This window comes from Pseudoalteromonas sp. '520P1 No. 423', assembly GCF_001269985.1.
In the GTDB taxonomy this organism is placed as follows: Bacteria; Pseudomonadota; Gammaproteobacteria; order Enterobacterales; family Alteromonadaceae; genus Pseudoalteromonas.
Window position 1 is genome coordinate 517,068 of the sequence record NZ_BBZB01000001.1, and the last position, 19,904, is coordinate 536,971.

The 19,904-nt window shown below is 34.4% G+C and carries 21 protein-coding genes; 10 read left to right on the top strand and 11 right to left on the bottom strand.

Annotated features, from left to right (window positions below):
• Positions 1-149: 149 nt before the first annotated feature.
• A complete protein-coding gene (gene mioC / locus PSA_RS02405) occupies positions 150-614 on the bottom strand; it encodes an FMN-binding protein MioC (RefSeq protein ID WP_231665211.1) in 465 nt (154 codons plus the stop codon).
• Between the two features lie 576 nt (positions 615-1,190).
• Between mioC and PSA_RS02410 the strand changes: the two genes are divergently transcribed.
• On the top strand, positions 1,191-1,451 hold the full coding sequence (locus PSA_RS02410) for a hypothetical protein (RefSeq protein WP_042147717.1): 261 nt from the start codon (positions 1,191-1,193) through the stop codon (positions 1,449-1,451).
• 210 nt (positions 1,452-1,661) lie between these two features.
• Here PSA_RS02410 and mnmE read toward each other — a convergent pair whose 3' ends face one another.
• From mnmE to rpmH, 5 genes are all read right to left on the bottom strand, one after another.
• Positions 1,662-3,026: a tRNA uridine-5-carboxymethylaminomethyl(34) synthesis GTPase MnmE gene (gene mnmE, locus PSA_RS02415; RefSeq protein ID WP_042147714.1), complete on the bottom strand. Its 1,365-nt coding sequence runs from the start codon at positions 3,024-3,026 to the stop codon at positions 1,662-1,664.
• 253 nt (positions 3,027-3,279) lie between these two features.
• Positions 3,280-4,929 carry a membrane protein insertase YidC gene (gene yidC, locus PSA_RS02420; protein WP_042147712.1) on the bottom strand — a complete coding sequence of 550 codons (1,650 nt, stop codon included), beginning with the start codon at positions 4,927-4,929 and terminating at the stop codon, positions 3,280-3,282.
• Between the two features lie 8 nt (positions 4,930-4,937).
• Positions 4,938-5,198 carry a membrane protein insertion efficiency factor YidD gene (yidD, locus tag PSA_RS02425; RefSeq protein ID WP_042147709.1) on the bottom strand — a complete coding sequence of 87 codons (261 nt, stop codon included), beginning with the start codon at positions 5,196-5,198 and terminating at the stop codon, positions 4,938-4,940.
• 146 nt (positions 5,199-5,344) lie between these two features.
• Positions 5,345-5,770, bottom strand: a complete 426-nt coding sequence (rnpA, locus tag PSA_RS02430) for a ribonuclease P protein component (protein ID WP_042147830.1) — start codon at positions 5,768-5,770, stop codon at positions 5,345-5,347.
• Positions 5,771-5,774: 4 nt separating this feature from the next.
• Positions 5,775-5,909, bottom strand: a complete 135-nt coding sequence (gene rpmH, locus PSA_RS02435) for a 50S ribosomal protein L34 (protein WP_042147707.1) — start codon at positions 5,907-5,909, stop codon at positions 5,775-5,777.
• Between the two features lie 697 nt (positions 5,910-6,606).
• On the opposite strand from rpmH, the gene dnaA reads away from it, so the two are divergent.
• From dnaA to PSA_RS02470, 7 genes are all read left to right on the top strand, one after another.
• A complete protein-coding gene (dnaA, locus tag PSA_RS02440; protein ID WP_042147703.1) occupies positions 6,607-8,001 on the top strand; it encodes a chromosomal replication initiator protein DnaA in 1,395 nt (464 codons plus the stop codon).
• Positions 8,002-8,014: 13 nt separating this feature from the next.
• Positions 8,015-9,118 carry a DNA polymerase III subunit beta gene (dnaN, locus tag PSA_RS02445; protein ID WP_042147701.1) on the top strand — a complete coding sequence of 368 codons (1,104 nt, stop codon included), beginning with the start codon at positions 8,015-8,017 and terminating at the stop codon, positions 9,116-9,118.
• Positions 9,119-9,171: 53 nt separating this feature from the next.
• Positions 9,172-10,266: a DNA replication/repair protein RecF gene (gene recF / locus PSA_RS02450; protein WP_042147697.1), complete on the top strand. Its 1,095-nt coding sequence runs from the start codon at positions 9,172-9,174 to the stop codon at positions 10,264-10,266.
• A gap of 13 nt (positions 10,267-10,279) precedes the next feature.
• Entirely contained in the window at positions 10,280-12,706 is a 2,427-nt protein-coding gene (gene gyrB, locus PSA_RS02455) for a DNA topoisomerase (ATP-hydrolyzing) subunit B (RefSeq protein WP_042147694.1), read from the top strand.
• A 278-nt stretch (positions 12,707-12,984) separates the two neighbouring features.
• Positions 12,985-13,914 (top strand): glycine--tRNA ligase subunit alpha, encoded by a 930-nt coding sequence (glyQ, locus tag PSA_RS02460; protein WP_042147691.1) that lies wholly within the window; start codon positions 12,985-12,987, stop codon positions 13,912-13,914.
• 4 nt (positions 13,915-13,918) lie between these two features.
• Entirely contained in the window at positions 13,919-15,982 is a 2,064-nt protein-coding gene (gene glyS, locus PSA_RS02465) for a glycine--tRNA ligase subunit beta (protein WP_042147688.1), read from the top strand.
• 121 nt (positions 15,983-16,103) lie between these two features.
• Complete coding sequence (locus PSA_RS02470) at positions 16,104-16,553, top strand: hypothetical protein (protein WP_042147685.1); 450 nt, start codon at positions 16,104-16,106, stop codon at positions 16,551-16,553.
• A 189-nt stretch (positions 16,554-16,742) separates the two neighbouring features.
• On the opposite strand, the gene tusA is transcribed toward PSA_RS02470, so the two are convergent.
• The 4 genes from tusA to PSA_RS26745 form a co-directional block, all read right to left on the bottom strand.
• Positions 16,743-17,000 carry a sulfurtransferase TusA gene (gene tusA, locus PSA_RS02475; protein WP_042147682.1) on the bottom strand — a complete coding sequence of 86 codons (258 nt, stop codon included), beginning with the start codon at positions 16,998-17,000 and terminating at the stop codon, positions 16,743-16,745.
• 64 nt (positions 17,001-17,064) lie between these two features.
• Positions 17,065-17,217 (bottom strand): hypothetical protein, encoded by a 153-nt coding sequence (locus PSA_RS25055; protein ID WP_157575729.1) that lies wholly within the window; start codon positions 17,215-17,217, stop codon positions 17,065-17,067.
• Positions 17,207-17,383, bottom strand: a complete 177-nt coding sequence (locus PSA_RS02480) for an HD domain-containing phosphohydrolase (RefSeq protein WP_231665298.1) — start codon at positions 17,381-17,383, stop codon at positions 17,207-17,209. The genes PSA_RS25055 and PSA_RS02480 overlap by 11 nt, the downstream gene beginning before the upstream one ends.
• Before the next feature lie 5 nt (positions 17,384-17,388).
• Positions 17,389-17,523, bottom strand: a complete 135-nt coding sequence (locus PSA_RS26745; RefSeq protein WP_269432757.1) for a hypothetical protein — start codon at positions 17,521-17,523, stop codon at positions 17,389-17,391.
• Between the two features lie 316 nt (positions 17,524-17,839).
• On the opposite strand from PSA_RS26745, the gene PSA_RS02485 reads away from it, so the two are divergent.
• Both PSA_RS02485 and PSA_RS02490 read left to right on the top strand, forming a co-directional pair.
• The gene (locus PSA_RS02485; protein WP_042147678.1) at positions 17,840-18,124 is read left to right on the top strand and encodes a hypothetical protein; all 285 of its coding nucleotides are present in this window, start codon (positions 17,840-17,842) and stop codon (positions 18,122-18,124) included.
• The gene (locus PSA_RS02490; RefSeq protein ID WP_042147675.1) at positions 18,108-18,650 is read left to right on the top strand and encodes a sensor histidine kinase; all 543 of its coding nucleotides are present in this window, start codon (positions 18,108-18,110) and stop codon (positions 18,648-18,650) included. Before PSA_RS02485 ends, PSA_RS02490 begins: the two co-directional genes overlap by 17 nt.
• Before the next feature lie 87 nt (positions 18,651-18,737).
• On the opposite strand, the gene fadA is transcribed toward PSA_RS02490, so the two are convergent.
• Positions 18,738-19,904, bottom strand: a complete 1,167-nt coding sequence (gene fadA / locus PSA_RS02495) for an acetyl-CoA C-acyltransferase FadA (RefSeq protein WP_042147672.1) — start codon at positions 19,902-19,904, stop codon at positions 18,738-18,740.

The following is a 19,904-nucleotide window of genomic DNA, read 5'->3' on the forward strand; positions in this document are numbered from 1 at the left end:
CTGATCAAAAGGCTTGTTTATCCACAGAGATGATTGTCTTTAATTTTATCCAGTGGATAATACCCCCTATATACGCATGTTGATCAAAGGTTATCAACAGTACGATCTAAAACAGTGATATATTGTGTATAACCTATTGATATGAGATCTTATTGCTCATTTATAGAAATTGCGTTTAACCAACTAGGCAACCATGCGATCGCAATGTCTTCTGGTAAATTTTCATCCATAGCATCGATCTCTAAAACCTGGCTGATTTGTTTTGCATTTTTGGTTTTCAATAGAGAATCTACATCATTTGCTGCTTTATTGTAGTTATCATAGCTTGTATCGCCTAAGCCAATTACGCTATAGCTTAAGTCATCTAAGTTGTTTTTTTCGTTTAAAGAAGTTATAAACTCTTGTAAATTATCAGGAAACTCTCCAGCACCATGAGTTGATGTGCAAAGTAACCATATTACATTGCTTGAAGGAATGTGTTCTAAGTTGGGTTGTTCGTGAACTTGGCATGTATAACCTTTATTAACTAATACTTCACTTAGTTGATCAGCTACATATTCAGATGATCCCATCTGACTGCCTACTATGATGTGAATTTCTTTATTTATCATCATCTGTTTACCATTCGATTTTACTGTCTTTATATGATCATAATTTATTTTTAATTAATCTGATAGATCGACTGTGTATATAATTTTATTCGTTTTGGTTGTTTTTTGACACATTTAAGATTTTAGTTCGTTAAGATTCTGTTTTAAAAGGATATATTTTTAATTTTAAGTTGTTCATTATGAGATCATCTTGTTGATAAACTTGGGGAAACTCGTTATTAATTTGTCATTAAAGTGATCTTTTTTATACATATGGAGTTATTTTATATTAAAACTTATCCGAACAACCGATCTAAGAGATTTTTTTGCATTCGATCTATGTGAATTTGCAACGCTGATCTCTTTTGTGGATAGATCTACTATAAAATTTTGATGGATCGCTTTTTAAGATCTAGTTTTTAGATCTTAAAAATATTTTATTAGATCTAATTGATATAAAAAAAATTGAAAAAAATCCAATTTATGATCTATTCATAGGTAAAAAATAGATTTATTTCATTATTGAACCAAGAATTAACTAGTTTATAGATCAATTAGATTACATAATGACAAAATGTAATGTTTATTATGGTGTTTTGTATGAGTGTTATTTTTCATCAAATCAAGGAAGGGGAGTTTATACGCTTGGTTGAGGCGGGTGGGATCAATGAAGTTTTTGCTCAAGAGTCTCACCAGCAGCCCGATAAGTATCATCTATTAGGGATCAATAAGCAATCAAAAATTGGCTATGCAGTACGTCATGGGCGTATAAATGAGATGAGAACTTGGCGATTAGATCGGCTTGTTTTACTTATAAAGCGCCTTGAAATACGTGGCTTTAATGTTATTAATCACTTATAGATCTTCTAATAATTTGCAAATTTAGGCCCTAATCAACTTATAGAGATTCAATTTTATCTTCAGATTAGTATTTAATTTATATGTTATTAGGGGAGTTTATTGTTGATTTGGTTATTGATGATCGTGAATTGATATATGAAATGGAGCTATTACGCTTTATTATTTGATTAATAAAGCGTAGCTATTACCAGTAAATTTGCAGAATTAACTTTATTTACCAATACAAAATGAGCTAAATATCTGACCGAGTAAATCATCAGATGTAAATTCACCTGTAATTTCGTTTAAATATTGTTGTGTTAATCTCAGTTCTTCAGCTAATAACTCTCCAGCAATGTGTAATTCTAATTGAGTTTGGCCTATTTCTAGATGTTCAGCTGCATGATTTAAAGCTTCTAAATGACGTCTGCGAGCCATAAATCCACCTTCGATGGCGCCTTTATATCCCATTATTTGTTTTAAATGATCTTTTACTAAATCAATACCAGCATTATTTTTAGCACTTAAATTGATAACAGTTTGGTTATTAACTTCTTGTGAACCAACTTGCTCTTTTGATAAATCTACCTTATTTCGGATCACTGTAATTTCCATTTTTTCAGGTAATTTATCAATAAACTCTGGCCAAATTTGATGGGGATCAGTTTCATCTGTATCTGTCGCATCAAGCATAAATAAAACACGATCAGCTTGTTTTATTTCATCCCATGCGCGCTCAATACCTATTTGCTCAACTATATCTGGGCTCTCTCTTAAACCTGCGGTATCAATTATATGCAATGGCATACCATCTATATGTATATGCTCTCTAAGCACATCACGCGTGGTACCTGCAATATCTGTTACGATTGCTGCGTCTCTACCTGCTAGAGCATTTAATAAGCTTGATTTACCTGCATTTGGTCTACCAGCTATTACTACGCGCATACCTTCGCGCATAATAGAACCTTGTTTCGCTTGCGAGGTGACTTCATTTAATTGTGTAATAATCGCATTTAAATCACCAGAGACTTTACCATCAGATAAAAAATCAATTTCTTCTTCAGGGAAATCTATCGCAGCTTCAACATACATTCTCAGATGTATAACTTGCTCTACAAGTTTATTGATATGCTTTGAAAACTGGCCTTGTAAGGAGTGTAGGGCGCTTTGTGCTGCTTGCTCTGAATTTGCATTAATTAAGTCAGCAATAGCTTCAGCTTGCGTTAAATCCATTTTATCATTTAAGAATGCACGTTCTGAAAATTCACCTGGTTTAGCAATACGTACTTTATTTATTTGGCAAATCTCTTTGAGTATCATATCGAGCAATACAGGGCCGCCATGACCTTGTAGTTCTAGTACATCTTCACCCGTAAATGAATTGGGACCTTCAAAGAACAGTGCAATGCCTTGGTCTAGCTCATCACCTTTTAGATTTTTAAAAGGTAAATATTCAGCAAAACGTGTTTTTGGGCACTTACCTAATACTTTATTTGCTACTTCACGGGCGAGTGAGCCTGATACGCGAATAATACCAACACCGCCACGGCCTGGGGCTGTTGCTTGAGCTGCGATTGTTTCTTGATTTTCCATTATTTGATATGAATTCTATTGATTAGGTAAGAATAGGCTAATTGTATAACAGATATATCTGCGACGCATATCTATTAGCCCAACTTCATTGGTTAAAATAAAAGCGTATTAATAAATGATATATTTATGAAAGAGATTTGAGTATTCAAAGAGGTTTAAATTGTTGTATAAAATTGACAATAGATGTGATTCAAATAATTATTTAGGCATAAAAAAAGCGACCTAAGTCGCCTTTTTACATGTAAAAGCTAATTTAGCTTTTAACTTTAATGCCTTTCTTTTCCATGCCTTTATAAATAATCAGCATTTGAATAATCGAAATAACATTTGATACTAACCAGTAAAGTACTAAACCTGATGGGAACCATAGAAAGAATACTGAGAAGATAACAGGCATCCACATCATCATCTTTTGCTGCATTGGATCTGTTGCAGTCATAGGTTGTAGTTTTTGAGTTACAAACATACTTACACCAAATAATATTGGCAAAATAAAGTATGGGTCCATTGCTGATAAATCAGTTAGCCATAAACCAAATTCAGCATGACGTAGTTCTACAGATTCTAAGAAAACATAAAATAATGCTAAGAAAATTGGCATTTGTAGTAAAAGAGGGAAACAACCACCTGCTGGGTTAACTTTCTCTTTTTTGTACATTTCCATCATAGCTTGGCCAAACTTTTGTTTATCTTCGCCGTATTTCTCTTTCATAGCTGCAATCTTAGGTTGAAGATTACGCATTTTAGCCATTGAAGTATATTGCGCTTTTGTAAGAGGGTATAGCAATGTTTTAACTATGATTGTAATAGCGATAATTGCAAAACCCCAGTTACCTAATATGCTAAATAACCATTTTAACAATGTGAATAAAGGCTGAGAAATAAAGAATAATATACCGTAATCAACTGTTAGATCTAAGTCTTCATGCAAAGCTTCTAACGCTTCAGAATCTTTAGGCCCCATATAAAAAGTTGATGTAATAGCATGGTTGGTATTTGCAGGTACATTTACTTGCGGGCCTTTAATACCCATAATTGCCGCATTACCAGAAAGCATACGCGTATATATATTATTTTGCTCGTCTTGGTTTGGTACCCAAGCACTTACAAAGTAATGTTGGATAAATGAAATATAACCACCCGTTTCATTTATATTGATATTTTTTTCTTCAATATCTGAAAAGTCATATTTGTTATATTTATCTTCAGCTGTTCCGTATGCAAAACCTAAGTAAGTTTGATCTGTTAAACTGCCTTTTTCTGCAACAGTATGCTTAACTTGTGTATATAGCTGTACAGATACATTCTCGCTCGTATTGTTATTTACTACATATTCTAAACCAACATCATATTGGCCTTTTTTGAATATATAAGTCTTAACAAATTGCACACCATTTTTATCAGTGAAAGAAAGTGGGACTCTTAGTTCATCACCATTTAATACATAAGCAGTTTGCTCACTTGCATAAACTGGACGTCCTTTAGGATTTGCATCTGGACCGCTTTTACCTATTAAACCACTTTGAGAGAAATACTGACCGTCGATTTCGCCTAATAATTTATAAGCTGTATCGCCATGTTGCACAGTAGGATAAGCCAAAAGGTTCGCTTCAATAATATCACCACCTTTTGAATCTATTTTCACTGTAAAAACATCAGTTTCAATAGAGATCACAGAGCGGCTTACTTGTGCGATTTGGCTTGGTATGGAATCGTCAGATGATGAAGGTACAAAATTACCATCATTACTTTGATTTGTTCCATTCGATTGGTTATTTACTTGATTTTTATTGGCACTTTGCTCGATTTGTTGACTTGGATTGTAATCATTATTCCATTCTTGAAATAATAAAAATGATACAAGTATCAAACCGATAAATAAAAACGTGCGTTGAGATTCCATAACAGCTCTTATTTCTCGTCTTTTAGATTAATGGGATTGCCAGGCACAGGATCATCTCCGCCTGAATGTAAGGGATGACATTTTATTATGCGTTTTAGCGTAAGCCAACTTCCTTTAACTGAACCATGTAATTCAATTGCATTAATTGCATAACTGGAGCAAGTTGGATTAAAGCGACAATTAGATCCTAAAAATGGACTTATAAATTTTTGATAACCTTTAATAAGTAGCATTAATATTTTTTTAGGTAATAGCAAAATTATATTCATAACTTATTGTTAATTATATAAATTTATATTACAGATAGTATAATGTTTGTTCACTAAAATTTATTCACTAAATGGCATGGATAAAAGGTAGGCTAAAGATACCCTAAAACGGCTTTTAATACCAATTCTATCTAGTTAGAGCAGTGTTATTTCGTTTTAGATTTAGGTTTTTTTTGATTTCGAGGACGTTTCTTAAAAGGTGCTGGTTTTGGTGCGCCAGGTTTACATCTTTCGTTAAGTTTTAGCCACATTTTATTTAATTGTTTGGTTAGTTCTTCGTTGTCTTGTAATTCACAACCATTTTTAACCATTAATACAATATCAATGTTATCTAGTTTATGTTGGCTAAGTCGAAAGCTTTCACGTGCAAGGCGTTTTATACGATTTCTATCACAGGCTTTTTTTACGCGTTTTTTGGCTACAGTTAAGCCTAAGCGAGGAGTAGATACATCATTAGGTTTTGCTAACAGTGTGAAACAGTTAGTTGCAGCCCGAACAGGCTCATTGAAGATTCTTGAATAATGCGAGGGAGTTAACAGACGTAACTCCCTACCAAAGCCAAAGCTTTCCACCATATTAAGCAGAAAGTACTTTACGGCCTTTCGCACGACGGCGATTAATTAGCTTACGGCCATTTGTAGTTGCCATGCGAGCACGGAATCCGTGGCTACGTTTACGTTTTAGTACACTTGGTTGAAAAGTTCTTTTCATTTTATTACTTCCGATCGGTTTAAGTTAAAAACATCCTATGCAGGTCGCGATCCTGGCACAGGTGCCATTGCGAGCGCGAGATGTTATAGAGGGTCGCACTCAAAGTCAATATAAAAGCGCTATTTAAGCCGCCAATTTGTAATTTATCTTTATATTGCATATTAATTGAATGATAAAGGTCAAATTTTTAATTTTACTATCTATATAAGGTAGGTATTAAATCGCTTGGTGCATACCTTTATATGGTACTTATTATATGTATAAAAAATTAAAGATCATTGCGAGATCTTTTTGTGTGATCTGGCTTGGTATTTTCAATTTGTAAAATTTTAAAGATCAGGATCTGGATTTTTTATCGTTTCCAAATGAAGTGATCTTTACTACATATAGCAGTTTAAAAATAGTTTTCCACAGTTGTTATTTATAGTTTGCTTATAAGCTTTGGAAAAAGTGATTAGATCGGTTGATGATCAAAAGAACATAATAAAAATTATAAAAATATACACAACATATTATAAAAAATATAAATAATAAAAACATATAGTTAGGTGTTATTGTGGTGGTTTTTTTAAAATATTTATAAATCATTCTTGAACTTGTGGATAAGTCGATTCATAATGGCGTGTTTTTATATATTTATCATAATATTTCCTCTTTTATGATGACCGGGAATGTTTTCCGCCTTTAGGAGTTAGCCGTGTATCTGTCTGTTTGGCAAAGTTGTTTATATGTGCTTCAAGATGAGTTACCTTCACAGCAATTTAGTATGTGGGTACGTCCATTACAAGCCGAGAGTACAGAAGATACTTTAACTATTTTTGCACCTAATCGTTTTGTTTTGGATTGGGTTCGTGATAAATACTTAAATAGGATCAATGAATTATTAATAGAGATTTGTGGCGATGAGGCACCTAAATTACATTTTGGTGTTGGCAGTGGCACTAAGCCTGCTGTGCCAAGTCCTGCTCAAGAAGGGCAAACAGCGGTAGAAGCAAAAGAACCTGCTGCTAGTAAATCTCGTAAAGTAGAAAAGAAACCTGAAGTTGTTGAACCGGCACCTAAATCGTTTCCAAAAGCGAATATAAAAGATACCTATACCTTTGATAGCTTTGTTGAAGGTAAATCAAATCAATTGGCAAAAGCGGCTGCAGTTCAGGTAGCAGATAATCCTGGCACGGCTTTTAACCCTGTATTTATATATGGTGGCACAGGTCTAGGTAAAACGCATTTATTGCATGCTGTAGGTAATGGCATCGTTGCTAATAAGCCTGATGCTAAAATTGTTTATATGCACTCTGAGCGCTTTGTTCAAGATATGGTGCGTGCATTACAAAACAATGCAATTGAAGAGTTTAAGCGTTACTACCGTAGCGTAGATGCATTATTAATAGATGATATTCAATTCTTTGCTAATAAAGAACGTTCTCAGGAAGAGTTCTTTCATACTTTTAATGCGTTATTAGAAGGTAATCAACAAATTATATTGACATCTGATCGCTATCCTAAAGAAATTGATGGCGTTGAAGACAGGTTAAAATCTCGTTTTGGGTGGGGTTTAACAATTGCGATTGAGCCACCTGAGCTAGAAACGCGTGTTGCTATTTTAATGAAAAAAGCACAGCAAAGTCAGATTAAATTACCTGAAGAAGTCGCATTTTTTATTGCTAAAAGATTAAGATCTAATGTGCGAGAGCTTGAAGGTGCATTGAATAGGGTAATTGCAAATGCTAATTTTACTGGTCGCCCAATTACAATCGACTTTGTTAAAGAAGCATTGAGAGATTTATTAGCACTGCAAGATAAATTAGTAACAATAGATAATATCCAGCGTACAGTTGCTGAATACTATCGTATACGTGTATCTGATTTATTATCAAAGAGACGTACGCGTTCAATCGCAAGACCACGACAAGTGGCAATGGCACTATCTAAAGAGTTAACTAATCATAGCTTACCTGAGATTGGGGATGCTTTTGGTGGTAGAGATCATACAACTGTATTACATGCATGTCGTAAAATAAAATCTCTTAGAGAAGAAAGCCATGAAATAAAAGAAGATTACCAAAACTTGATCAGAACACTTTCATCGTAGGGTTAGATTTAAAATGCAAATAACAATTTCAAGAGATCAATTTCTTAAACCTTTGGTGCAAGTATCTGGTGCAATAGAGCGCAAACATACATTGCCAATATTATCTAATGTTTTGCTAGAAGTTCAAGATGGCAAACTATCTATGACTGGTACTGATTTAGAAATAGAATTAGTTGCCAGTGTGATGTTAGATCAAACTGTTGAAGATAATAAACTGACTTTGCCTGCAAAAAAACTTTTAGATATTTGTAAGAGTTTACCTGACGGTTCTGACATTTCTTTATCTCTAAAAGAAAGTCAAATCATTCTTAAATCTGGAAAAAGCCGTTTTTCATTAGCATTTTTATCAGCGGATGATTTTCCTAATTTAGAAGAGTGGGATGGTGAAGTTGAATTTCAATTAACACGTCTAGAGCTTAGAAAGCTACTGGAAAGTACGCACTTTTCTATGGCTAACCAAGATGTGAGGTATTATTTAAATGGTATGTCTTTTGAAGTTGATAATACTGAAATAAAAACCGTAGCAACAGACGGTCACAGATTGGCGTTAGCACAAAAAACTTTATCACAATCTTTAAATACGCAAAGACAATTAATCATCCCAAGAAAAGGGGTGCAAGAAATTATGCGTTTAATGAATAGTGATGATGCATTAGTAACGATTCAATTTGGTGCAAATCATGTTCGTATTTTAGATCAAGAATTTGTATTTACCAGTAAGTTAGTTGATGGCCGCTTTCCTGATTATCGTCGTGTTATCCCCAGAGGCGGAGACAAAATAGTAACAGCTAATAGAGAGTGGTTACGCTCGGCATTTGCGCGCGTGTCTATTTTATCTAATGAGAAGTTTAGAGGGGTAAGACTAAACTTTTCAGCTGGCCAATTAAAAATAAGCGCTAATAACCCAGAGCAAGAGCAAGCGGAAGAAGTTGTTGAAGTGTCTTATGATGGTCCAGATTTAGAAATTGGTTTTAATGTATCGTATGTTTTAGATGTTTTAAATACACTTAAAACTGACGATGTGAGTTTTACATTATTGGATTCAAATAGTAGTGCATTAGTTGAAGGTTGTGGTGATTCTGAAGCGATGTACGTTGTTATGCCAATGCGATTGTAATAATAGATAATGAATCAATTTGGAATTAATTATTACGCTATTTATAAGTTAATATGTCGCTAGAGCTATTAACAGTTAAAAATTTTAGAAATATTGAAGATTTATCTCTTTCACCTGTGGACGGGGTAAATCTAATTTATGGTGCCAATGGTAGCGGTAAAACCAGTTTACTAGAATCAATTTATTATTTGTCTCATGGTAAATCTTTTCGTACAGCTAAACACAAAAACATCATTAAAAAACAGCAAAATGAATTTGTTATTCATGGCAAGAAATCTGTAAATAACTTATCTATTCCTGTTGGTCTGAGTAAAAGTCAGGCTGGTGAAACAAACCTTAAGATACAAGGGAAGTCTTCTCGAAAAGTATCTGAACTAGCACAACTGATACCAGTCCAAGTTATCACTCCTGAAAGTTATTCTATATTTTTTGGTGGCCCAAAAGAACGTCGAAAATTCTTAGATTTTGGATTGTTTCACGTGGAACATCAGTTTTTTTCTTTATGGCAATCCTTTAATAAAATACTGAAACAAAGAAATGCATTATTAAAGCAAAAACCTAAAAACTATTTTGATGAAATTAGGTTTTGGGATAAAGAATTTGTTAGACTGTCAGTCAGCATAAATAATCTACGTTTATCGTATATAAATAGGTTTAAGACGCAGTTTTTTGATAAAATATGTGTTGATTTAGATTTAGTGGAAAACATCAGCTTAGACTTTAATCCAGGCTGGAAATCGACTAATGAATTAACTGATATTTTATCTGAAAATTTTGAAAGAGATTTAAAACAAGGTTTTACTAGTAGAGGACCGCATAAAGCTGATTTTAGCTTCTCTGTGGATGGTACTAGTGTCGAGAACTATTTTTCTCGCGGACAATTAAAGCTTTTGTTGTATGCATTAAAAGTAACACAGAATAGCCTTATAGAGACTGAAACAAATAAACAGTCAATATTACTTATAGATGATTTACCTTCAGAGCTAGGCGAAGATACGCGAGGAAAGGTGGGCAAACTACTTGCTCAATGCGATTCTCAAATATTTATAACGGCTATTGAATCTGACAGTATTTCAGCTGTGGTGGAACCAATGAAGCGAAAACTAGAAATGTTCCACGTGAAACATGGCAAACTAATAACAAATTGAGTGGAATTAAAGCATGTCTGAAAATTATGACTCGTCGAGTATAAAAGTACTAAAAGGATTGGATGCTGTAAGAAAGCGTCCTGGAATGTACATTGGTGATACAGATGATGGTTCTGGCCTACACCATATGGTATTTGAGGTTGTTGATAACTCTATTGATGAAGCCTTAGCTGGTCACTGTGATGATATTTTTGTAAAAATACACCCTGATAACTCTGTATCAGTAAGTGATAATGGTCGTGGTATTCCAACAGAAATACATGAAGATGAAGGTGTTTCTGCAATCGAAGTTATCATGACTGTATTACATGCAGGTGGTAAGTTTGATGATAACTCTTATAAAGTATCTGGTGGTTTGCACGGTGTAGGTGTTTCAGTAGTAAATGCTTTATCTACTAAATTAAAAGTGACAGTTCATCGTGGTGGTCATATTCATGAGCAAACATATACTCATGGCGTGCCGGATGCTTCATTAGCAATTGTTGGTGATACAGAAAAAACAGGAACTGAATTACGTTTTTGGCCAAGTGAAGAAACGTTTACAAATATTAATTTCCACTTTGATATTTTAGCTAAACGTCTTCGTGAATTATCATTCCTGAATTCAGGTGTGAGCATTATCTTAATTGATGAACGTGTTGAAGATAAGCGTGAACACTTTAAATATGAAGGTGGTATTCAATCATTTGTAGAATATTTAAATACTAATAAAACACCTGTACATAAAGAAGTTTTTCACTTTACAACACACCGTGAAGAAGATGGTATTTCTGTTGAAGTTGCTATGCAATGGAATGATGGTTTCCAAGAGAACATATACTGTTTTACAAATAATATTCCACAACGAGATGGTGGAACTCATTTAGCTGGTTTCCGTGGTGCTTTAACACGTACATTAAATAACTACATGGAAAAAGAAGGTTTTAATAAAAAAGCTAAAACCACCAGCAATGCAACAGGTGATGATGCTCGTGAAGGTTTAACAGCTGTTATATCAGTTAAAGTGCCAGACCCTAAGTTTTCTTCACAAACAAAAGACAAACTGGTTTCATCAGAAGTTAAATCTGCAGTAGAGCAAGCTATGGGTGAAAAACTAGCTGAATATTTATTAGAGCACCCAAATGAAGCAAAAACAGTTGTAATGAAAATTATTGATGCTGCTCGTGCTCGTGAAGCAGCTCGTAAAGCACGTGAAATGACGCGTCGTAAAGGTGCTATGGATTTAGCTGGTTTACCAGGTAAACTTGCTGATTGTCAGGAAAAAGATCCTGCATTATCTGAACTATATATAGTGGAAGGAGACTCTGCTGGCGGTTCAGCTAAGCAGGGTAGAAATCGTAAAAACCAAGCTATTTTACCATTGAAAGGTAAAATACTGAATGTTGAAAAAGCCCGTTTTGATAAAATGTTATCTTCACAAGAGGTGGCAACATTAATCACTGCATTAGGTTGTGGTATTGGTCGTGATGAGTATGACCCAGAAAACTTACGTTATCATCAAATCATCATCATGACAGATGCCGATGTCGATGGTTCTCATATTCGTACATTACTGTTAACTTTTTTCTATCGTCAAATGCCAGAAATTGTTGAGCGTGGTTATATTTATATTGCTCAACCGCCTTTATATAAAGTTAAAAAAGGCAAACAAGAAAGATATATTAAAGATGATCCTGCATTAACTGAGTACTTAACTACGTTAGCGTTAGATGGATCTTCTTTATATGTAAACGATAGTGCGCCAGCTATTAATGGCGTTGGCTTGGAAAACTTAGTTAAAGACTTCCAAAATACTTCAACTGTTATTGAACGTTTATCTCGTAAATATCCATTAACTGTAATGGAAAGGTTAGTATATCAATCTGAAATTACTGCGGATGATTTAAAAGATTCAACTATAGTTACTAAATGGATTGAGTCATTTGTTACAGATTTAATTGAAAATGATACTGATGCTACAATATTTACTGCAAATACTATTGAAGATGAAGAGCGTCATTTAACTTTACCTGTTGTCACTATTCGTCAACATGGTATCGATAAAGATTATGTATTTAACTATGACTTCATCACATCAGCTGATTTCGACAAAATTAAAGTTACAGGCGAGAATATTGCTAACTTAATTGAAGAAGGTGGTTATATCCAACGTGGTGAGAAAACAAAAGAAGTCACTACTTTTGTTGAATCACTAGACTGGTTAATGGCTGAATCTAAACGTGGTTTATATATACAGCGTTATAAAGGATTAGGTGAAATGAACCCTAGTCAATTATGGGAAACTACAATGGATCCTGAGTCTCGTCGTATGTTACAAGTAACTATTGAAGATGCGATTGCAGCAGATCAGTTGTTCTCTACATTAATGGGTGATCATGTTGAACCAAGACGTGAGTTCATTGAGAAGAATGCACTACGCGTTGTTAATTTAGACGTATAATCCTGATATATCATTTTGCCACTAGTGGCATAATATGAATTATAAAAAAGAGACTAAACAGTCTCTTTTTTTATGCCTTAAATATAATAAATTAATTCATAGGACTTGCACCAAAATGATTGAGTTGAGTCAGTCATAAAAAACAAATTAAATATTATCATAAGCATCAATATAAATTGGTATGAGTGGCTTTAATAAAGGTGCGTAGCAGATTTAATACGGGTATACTTGTAGGAATTATCGACATATGACCGCTAAAAGAAACGAATAAATCCACTATGCAAAATACAAAACATGATACTAAAACCTTTCAAGGTTTAATCCTGGCTTTACAGGAATATTGGGCACAACAAGGTTGTGTAATCGCTCAACCATTAGATATGCAAGTTGGTGCTGGAACATTTCATCCATTCACATTCTTGAAATCAATTGGCCCAGAGCCAATGGCAAGTGCATATGTTCAACCATGTCGCAGACCCACTGATGGTCGATATGGTGATAATCCAAATAGATTACAACATTATTACCAATTTCAGGTAGTGATAAAACCATCACCTGAAAACATCCAGCAATTATATTTAGACTCATTAGCTGTAATCGGTATTGATACATTAACTGATGAAGTGCGTTTTGTTGAAGACAACTGGGAATCACCAACATTAGGTGCTTGGGGCCTTGGTTGGGAGTTGTGGTTAAATGGTATGGAAATATCACAATTTACTTACTTCCAACAAGTAGGTGGTTTAGAGTGTACACCAGTAACCGGTGAAATCACTTATGGATTAGAGCGTCTAGCTATGTATATTCAAGGCGTAGATAGTATTTATGATCTGATCTGGACTGATGGTCCATTAGGCACAGTGACATACGGTGATATCTTTCATCAAAATGAAGTGGAGCAATCAACTTACAATTTTGAGCATGCTGATGTACCAGCTTTATTTGCTGAATTTGATCATTGTGAAGCAGAAAGCCAAAAACTAATTGAAGCAAATTTACCATTACCAGCCTACGAGCAAGTGATGAAAGCATCTCATGCATTTAACTTGTTAGACGCTCGTCATGCTATCTCTGTAACTGAACGTCAGCGTTATATCTTACGTGTAAGAGCATTATCTAAAGCCTGTGCAGAAAGCTATTATGCTGCACGAGAAGCGTTAGGCTTCCCACTTTGTAAAGATAAGACAAATACTAAGAAAGGAGCGTAATGATATGACAACTGAAAATTTATTAATTGAAATTGGTACTGAAGAGTTACCACCAAAATCATTACGTACATTAGCAGAAGCTTTTGCTACTAATATCAAAGCTGAACTAACAGCGTTAGAGTTAGATAATACAGCTATTACTTGGTATGCATCACCACGACGTTTAGGCATTAAAATTGTTGATTTAGTTGCAACACAAGCAGACAAAATTGTTGAAAAACGTGGACCAGCAGTTAAAGCTGCATTTGATGCCGATGGTAATCCGACTAAAGCGGCTCAAGGTTGGGCACGTGGTTGTGGTATTGATGTTGCCGATGCCGAACGTTATGAAACAGAAAAAGGTGCTTGGTTATTACATAAAGCTAAAGTAACGGGTAAAGCAGTAGATGCGCTATTACCAGATGCTATCAGCAAAGCATTAGCTAAATTACCTATTTCAAAACCTATGCGTTGGGGCGCTTCTAATATTCAATTTATACGCCCAGTTCATACAGTTACTGTCATGTTTGGTGATAAGTTAATTCAAGGTAATATTCTTGGTAAAGATATCAACAATGAATTACAGGGTCACAGATTCCATCACCCTGAACGCATTGCAATTAATCATGCTGATGATGCACAAGACGCACTAAAATCTGCATATGTAATTGCCGATTTTGAAGCGCGTAAAGCGCTTATACGTAAACAAATAGAAACTGTTGCTGCAGAAAATAACGCTGTTGTGGCTATGGATGAGGATTTACTTGAAGAAGTAACTGCATTGGTTGAGTGGCCTGTTACTTTAGTTGCGACATTTGAAGAATCATTCTTACAAGTGCCAGCTGAAGCATTGATCTACACAATGAAAGACGATCAAAAATATTTTCCATTATTAGATCAAGATGGTAAATTACTTAATAAGTTCTTATTTGTTTCTAACATTGAAAGTAAGAACCCAGAGCAAGTTATCAAAGGTAATGAAAAAGTTGTTCGTCCTCGCTTAGCTGATGCACAGTTCTTTTTTGAAACTGATAAAAAGAAAACTCTAGAGAGTCGTTTAGAGTCACTTGATAGCGTATTGTTTCAAAAGCAATTAGGTACATTAAAAGACAAGTCAGAACGTATCTCAAAATTAGCTGCATTTATTGCAACAAAATTAGGTGCTGATGAAGTAAAAGCTGCACGCGCTGGTTTATTAAGTAAAACAGATTTAATGACTGATATGGTCATGGAATTTACTGATATACAAGGTGTAATGGGCATGCATTATGCGCATTTTGATGGTGAAGATGAGTTAGTTGCTATTGCACAAAATGAGCAGTATATGCCGCGTTTTTCGGGTGACAATTTACCTTCAAATGAAATCAGTCAAGCTGTAGCTTTAGCTGATAAATTTGATTCGTTAGTCGGTATTTTTGGTATAGGTCAAGCGCCAAAAGGTGATAAAGACCCATTTGCTTTACGTCGTGCCGCTATTGGTGCATTACGTATTATGGTTGAAAAAGAATTAGAATTAGACATTCTTGAGATCGTAGCTAAAGCACAAGAGTTATTTGCTGATAAGTTAACCAACGATAATGTAGCAACGGATGTATTTGACTTTATGTTAGGTAGATTCAGATCTTGGTATCAAGATCAGGGTATTCAAGTTGATGTTATACAAGCTGTATTAGCACGTCGTCCATCTTACCCTATCGACTTTGATCGTCGTGTGAAAGCGGTAAGTCATTTCCGTAGCTTAGATTCTTCAGAAGCACTTGCAGCAGCGAATAAACGTGTTGGCAATATCTTAGCTAAAAATAAGATTGAAGTAGCTGATTATGTTAATGCATCGCTGTTATCTGAAGATGCAGAAAAAGCTTTAGCTGAGACTGTATCATCTTTTAAAGCTAAGTTTGAACAACTAGGTCAAGGAAGCTATACAGAGAAATTAACTCAATTAGCTGATATCAGAGAAACGGTTGATACTTTCTTTGATAATGTAATGGTGATGGCTGATGATGAAGCAGTTAAACTAAATCGATTAGCACTGCTTAATCAACTAAGAAACTTATTCTTAGATATTGCTGATATCTCTGTACTTCAGTAAAGCTAAATAATTATGCGTGAGCTTAATAGTGCGTATAAATAAAATTGATAAAAAGCCGGTTTTTAAACCGGCTTTTTTGTGCGACTATAACAGTATTAGAGTGTGGGGAATAAGAATAAAAATGAAAAAAATATTACCGATCATATTTATAGCTTCAGTATTAACTGCTTGTTCAAGTACTGAATCTTTCAAAGAAAATGAAGTTGAAAATGTAGGCATTGAAACACCTATTTATTTAAGAGGTAACTTTAATACTTGGGAAGCACAGCCTGAATACCAACTAAAACAAATAAGCACCGATGTGCTGCAAACTAAAATTAAACTTTCAACTGCAGGTCAAACATACGAATTTAAAATAGCAGATGAAAATTGGAGCCAAGGTTTAAATTGTGGTTACTTAAATGAAGATTTAGATCAGTTATTAGAGTCTGGTATTCCGGTGCAAGCTAACTGTAACAGCATTTATAACTACTTTAGCTTTACACCGTATGAATCAGGTTGGTATCAGGTAAGCATTAACTTTAGACAAAAAGCAAAACCTTTAGTAACAATCAATCAAGTATTCGAATAATAAATCTGCTTGTACAGCTTTATTGAAGGCTGCTTGCTTCGCAGCAAAAGAAATTAAGAATAAAAAATTAAAAGAACTTATATAACTGAATTATTTGTCTATTCAGGCAACTTAAATTTAATATCGTTTTTTTATTTATATGCTTCGCCACGTAGTGGCACTTAATAATACTGCGAAGCAGGATTATATTTACAGACCTTTTTTGATTAAATAGCGAAAAGTTTCATTTTCAACCTCTTGTGCTAATAATGTATGATCCATAAAACGACAAAAGCTGGGAATATCTCTCGTTGTTGATGGATCATCAGCAACGATTAATAAGGTTTCACCTTCCTGCATTTTTCTTACTGTGCCTCGGATCATCATAACAGGTTCAGGACAGCGTAAACCCATAGCGTCTAAAGTATGATCTGCTTGAGTTGTAGAGTTTATAGTTAAATCAGTCATGGAGTACACTCTAAAAAAAGAAGCTGTATTTTAGGCTTAATTTTCAGTGAATAAAAGCTGATTTTTAATTAACTTCACTTGAGGTTTTTTCAGGTATTAAAATGAAAATAAAGAAAGTGAAGTCGTGTTCAAGTTCATATTGCTCCATACGATCTATGGTGGCTTCAGTCAGCTCAGTATTTTTGGTAATAAGTACATTACCATTGCTATATTTCACATCTTGAGCGATAACCAGCAACAAACTTATCATAATCACGTACAACAGCGAGAATACGAGAAGCGAGCGGTATTTCTTTCTTAGCTTTTACTCCTGGATAACCATGACCATTAAATTTTTCGTATTGGTAACGTAAGGTATCAGAAATATGTTTAAGCGATGGCATCACATCTAAAATATCTGCGCCTTTAGTTGCTTGAGAATGCCACCATCATTAATCGCAGCTATGGTACTTTGCATATCTGAATAACCAGATAGTAAAATTATTCTTGCTTTTGGTTGGTGCTGTTTTACTTGCGCTAGCACTTTATCGCCGATATTTCAGGCATTCGCATATCACAAATAATGATATGAATAAGGGTCATTTTTATAAACTCGATTGCTTTATCCTAAAATAATTTTGATTTGCCCTAACAATATATAAAAAATATACCTATCCTTTATATAAGTATAGGCATTTTTTTTATCAGTTGAAAACAAAAATTGAGATACAAATGGAAAAAAAATATCTAAATATGAACAATCTAAACAGCAGCAGCTCGAATTTTTAACATTTCTAGCAACGGTAACTTTTAATAAAAATAAAGTAGAAACAATAATACAAAGCTTATTAGTGCGCTGTGTGAGTTTTTTATCTACTAGTTGTAGTTATATTTATTGCCATGAAAAGGCAAATGCACCATTAACTAAAGGTATAGAAGCTGAGCTCACTGAAAAAGTTAAGCAAGCAGAAAATGATATTAATGTAACTCAGGTAGTAGATAATATTAAGCAAGCACAAAATGAAACGATATTTTTAACCGCGGATGAGCTCTTTTATCCTGAATCTTTAATGGAGACTCAAGTTGTATTGCCTTTATTTTCAATTTTAAACCAGTCACACATGATAGTTGTTTTTTCAGGATGATAGCAATTTAGATAGTCTTAAATTAAAAACATTAGAGTCAGGTCGTCAACTTGTTAGCATTGCAATCAGAAGAAAGTTCGCTGAAATTAATAATCCTGTAGGTTATTTAATGAGTAATATCGAATCATTAAAAGATTATATGTCTCAATTTGATATAAAAACGAAATTAACAGCTAATATACCTGAGGTTTTTGGTACAAAAAATCAAATTGAACAAGTTTTAATGAATATATTAATTAATGCTAAACATGCTATTAATAAAGATAAAGGGACTATTACTATAGAAACTTTTGCCAATTCTGAATTTGTATTTTTACATATTACAGATACTGGGTTCGCAATGGATGATAAAACGAAACAAAGGTTGTTTGACCCTTTTTTCACTACAAAAGAAGTTGGCGTGGGAACAGGGTTAGGTTTGTTAATTAGTTATAAAATTATTGAAGCCTATAGAGGTTTAATTGAAGTTGAAAGTGAAATTAATAAAGGTACATGTTTTAAAATTAGTTTACCTATACCAGAGTAGCTGTACGAGTTTAAACAAATAAAAAGGCAAGAGCGCTTATTAATAAACGATCCCTTGCCTGAAACACCAAAATTTTAAAGTCTAAAATTATTCAACACGTTCAAATACAGTTGCTATGCCTTGGCCTAAACCAATACACATAGTTGCTAAACCATATTTAGCGTTGTTATCTTCCATTAAATGGATAAGTGAAGTACTGATACGAGTACCCGAACATCCTAATGGATGGCCGAGAGAAATAGCACCGCCATTTAAGTTAACTTTTTCATCAACAACATCAGTTAAACCAAGATCTTTAATAACAGGTAAAGACTGTGCAGCAAAAGCTTCATTTAGTTCTACTATACCCATATCTTCAATCGTTAAGCCTGCATCTTTTAATGCTTTTTTACTTGCAGGCACTGGTCCATAACCCATAATTGATGGATCACAGCCTGCAACAGCCATAGATTTAACACGTGCGCGAATTGGTAAACCAAGCGCTTTCGCCTTTTCTTCAGACATCATTAACATAGCTGATGCGCCATCTGATAATGCAGAAGAAGAACCTGCTGTTACAGTACCATTGGCAGGATCAAATGCAGGACGCAATTGTGATAATCCTTCCACCGTTGTTTCAGGACGAATTACTTCATCGGTATCAATAGAAACTAACGAGCCATCAGCATCGTGACCTAAAGTGGGTAAAATTTCACGTTTAAAGCGGCCTTCAACTGTTGCTGAATGAGCGCGTTTATGTGAACGTGCTGCAAACTCATCTTGTTGTTGACGTGAAATACCGTGTAGTTTACCTAAGTATTCAGCTGTTAATCCCATCATACCTGCTGCTTGTGCAACTGATTTAGATAGTTTTAAGTTAAAGTCTACACCGTGGTTCATTGGCACATGACCCATATGCTCTACACCACCAACAATATAAACATCACCAGCACCAGTCATGATGGCGCGAGCAGCATCATGAATTGCTTGCATTGAAGAGCCACATAAACGGTTTACCGTTACTGCTGGTACAGAGTGAGGAATACCCGCAAGTAATGATGCATTACGAGCAATATTAAAACCTTGCTCTAATGTTTGTTGTACACAACCCCAATAGATATCATCTATTTCAGTTGGGTCTAGTTGTGGATTTCTATCAACTAAACCTTTCATTAAATGTGCACTTAAGTCTTCAGCACGGGTATGTTTAAAAATACCGTTTTTAGAACGACCCATAGGAGAGCGGATACAATCGACTATTACTGGAGTTTGCAT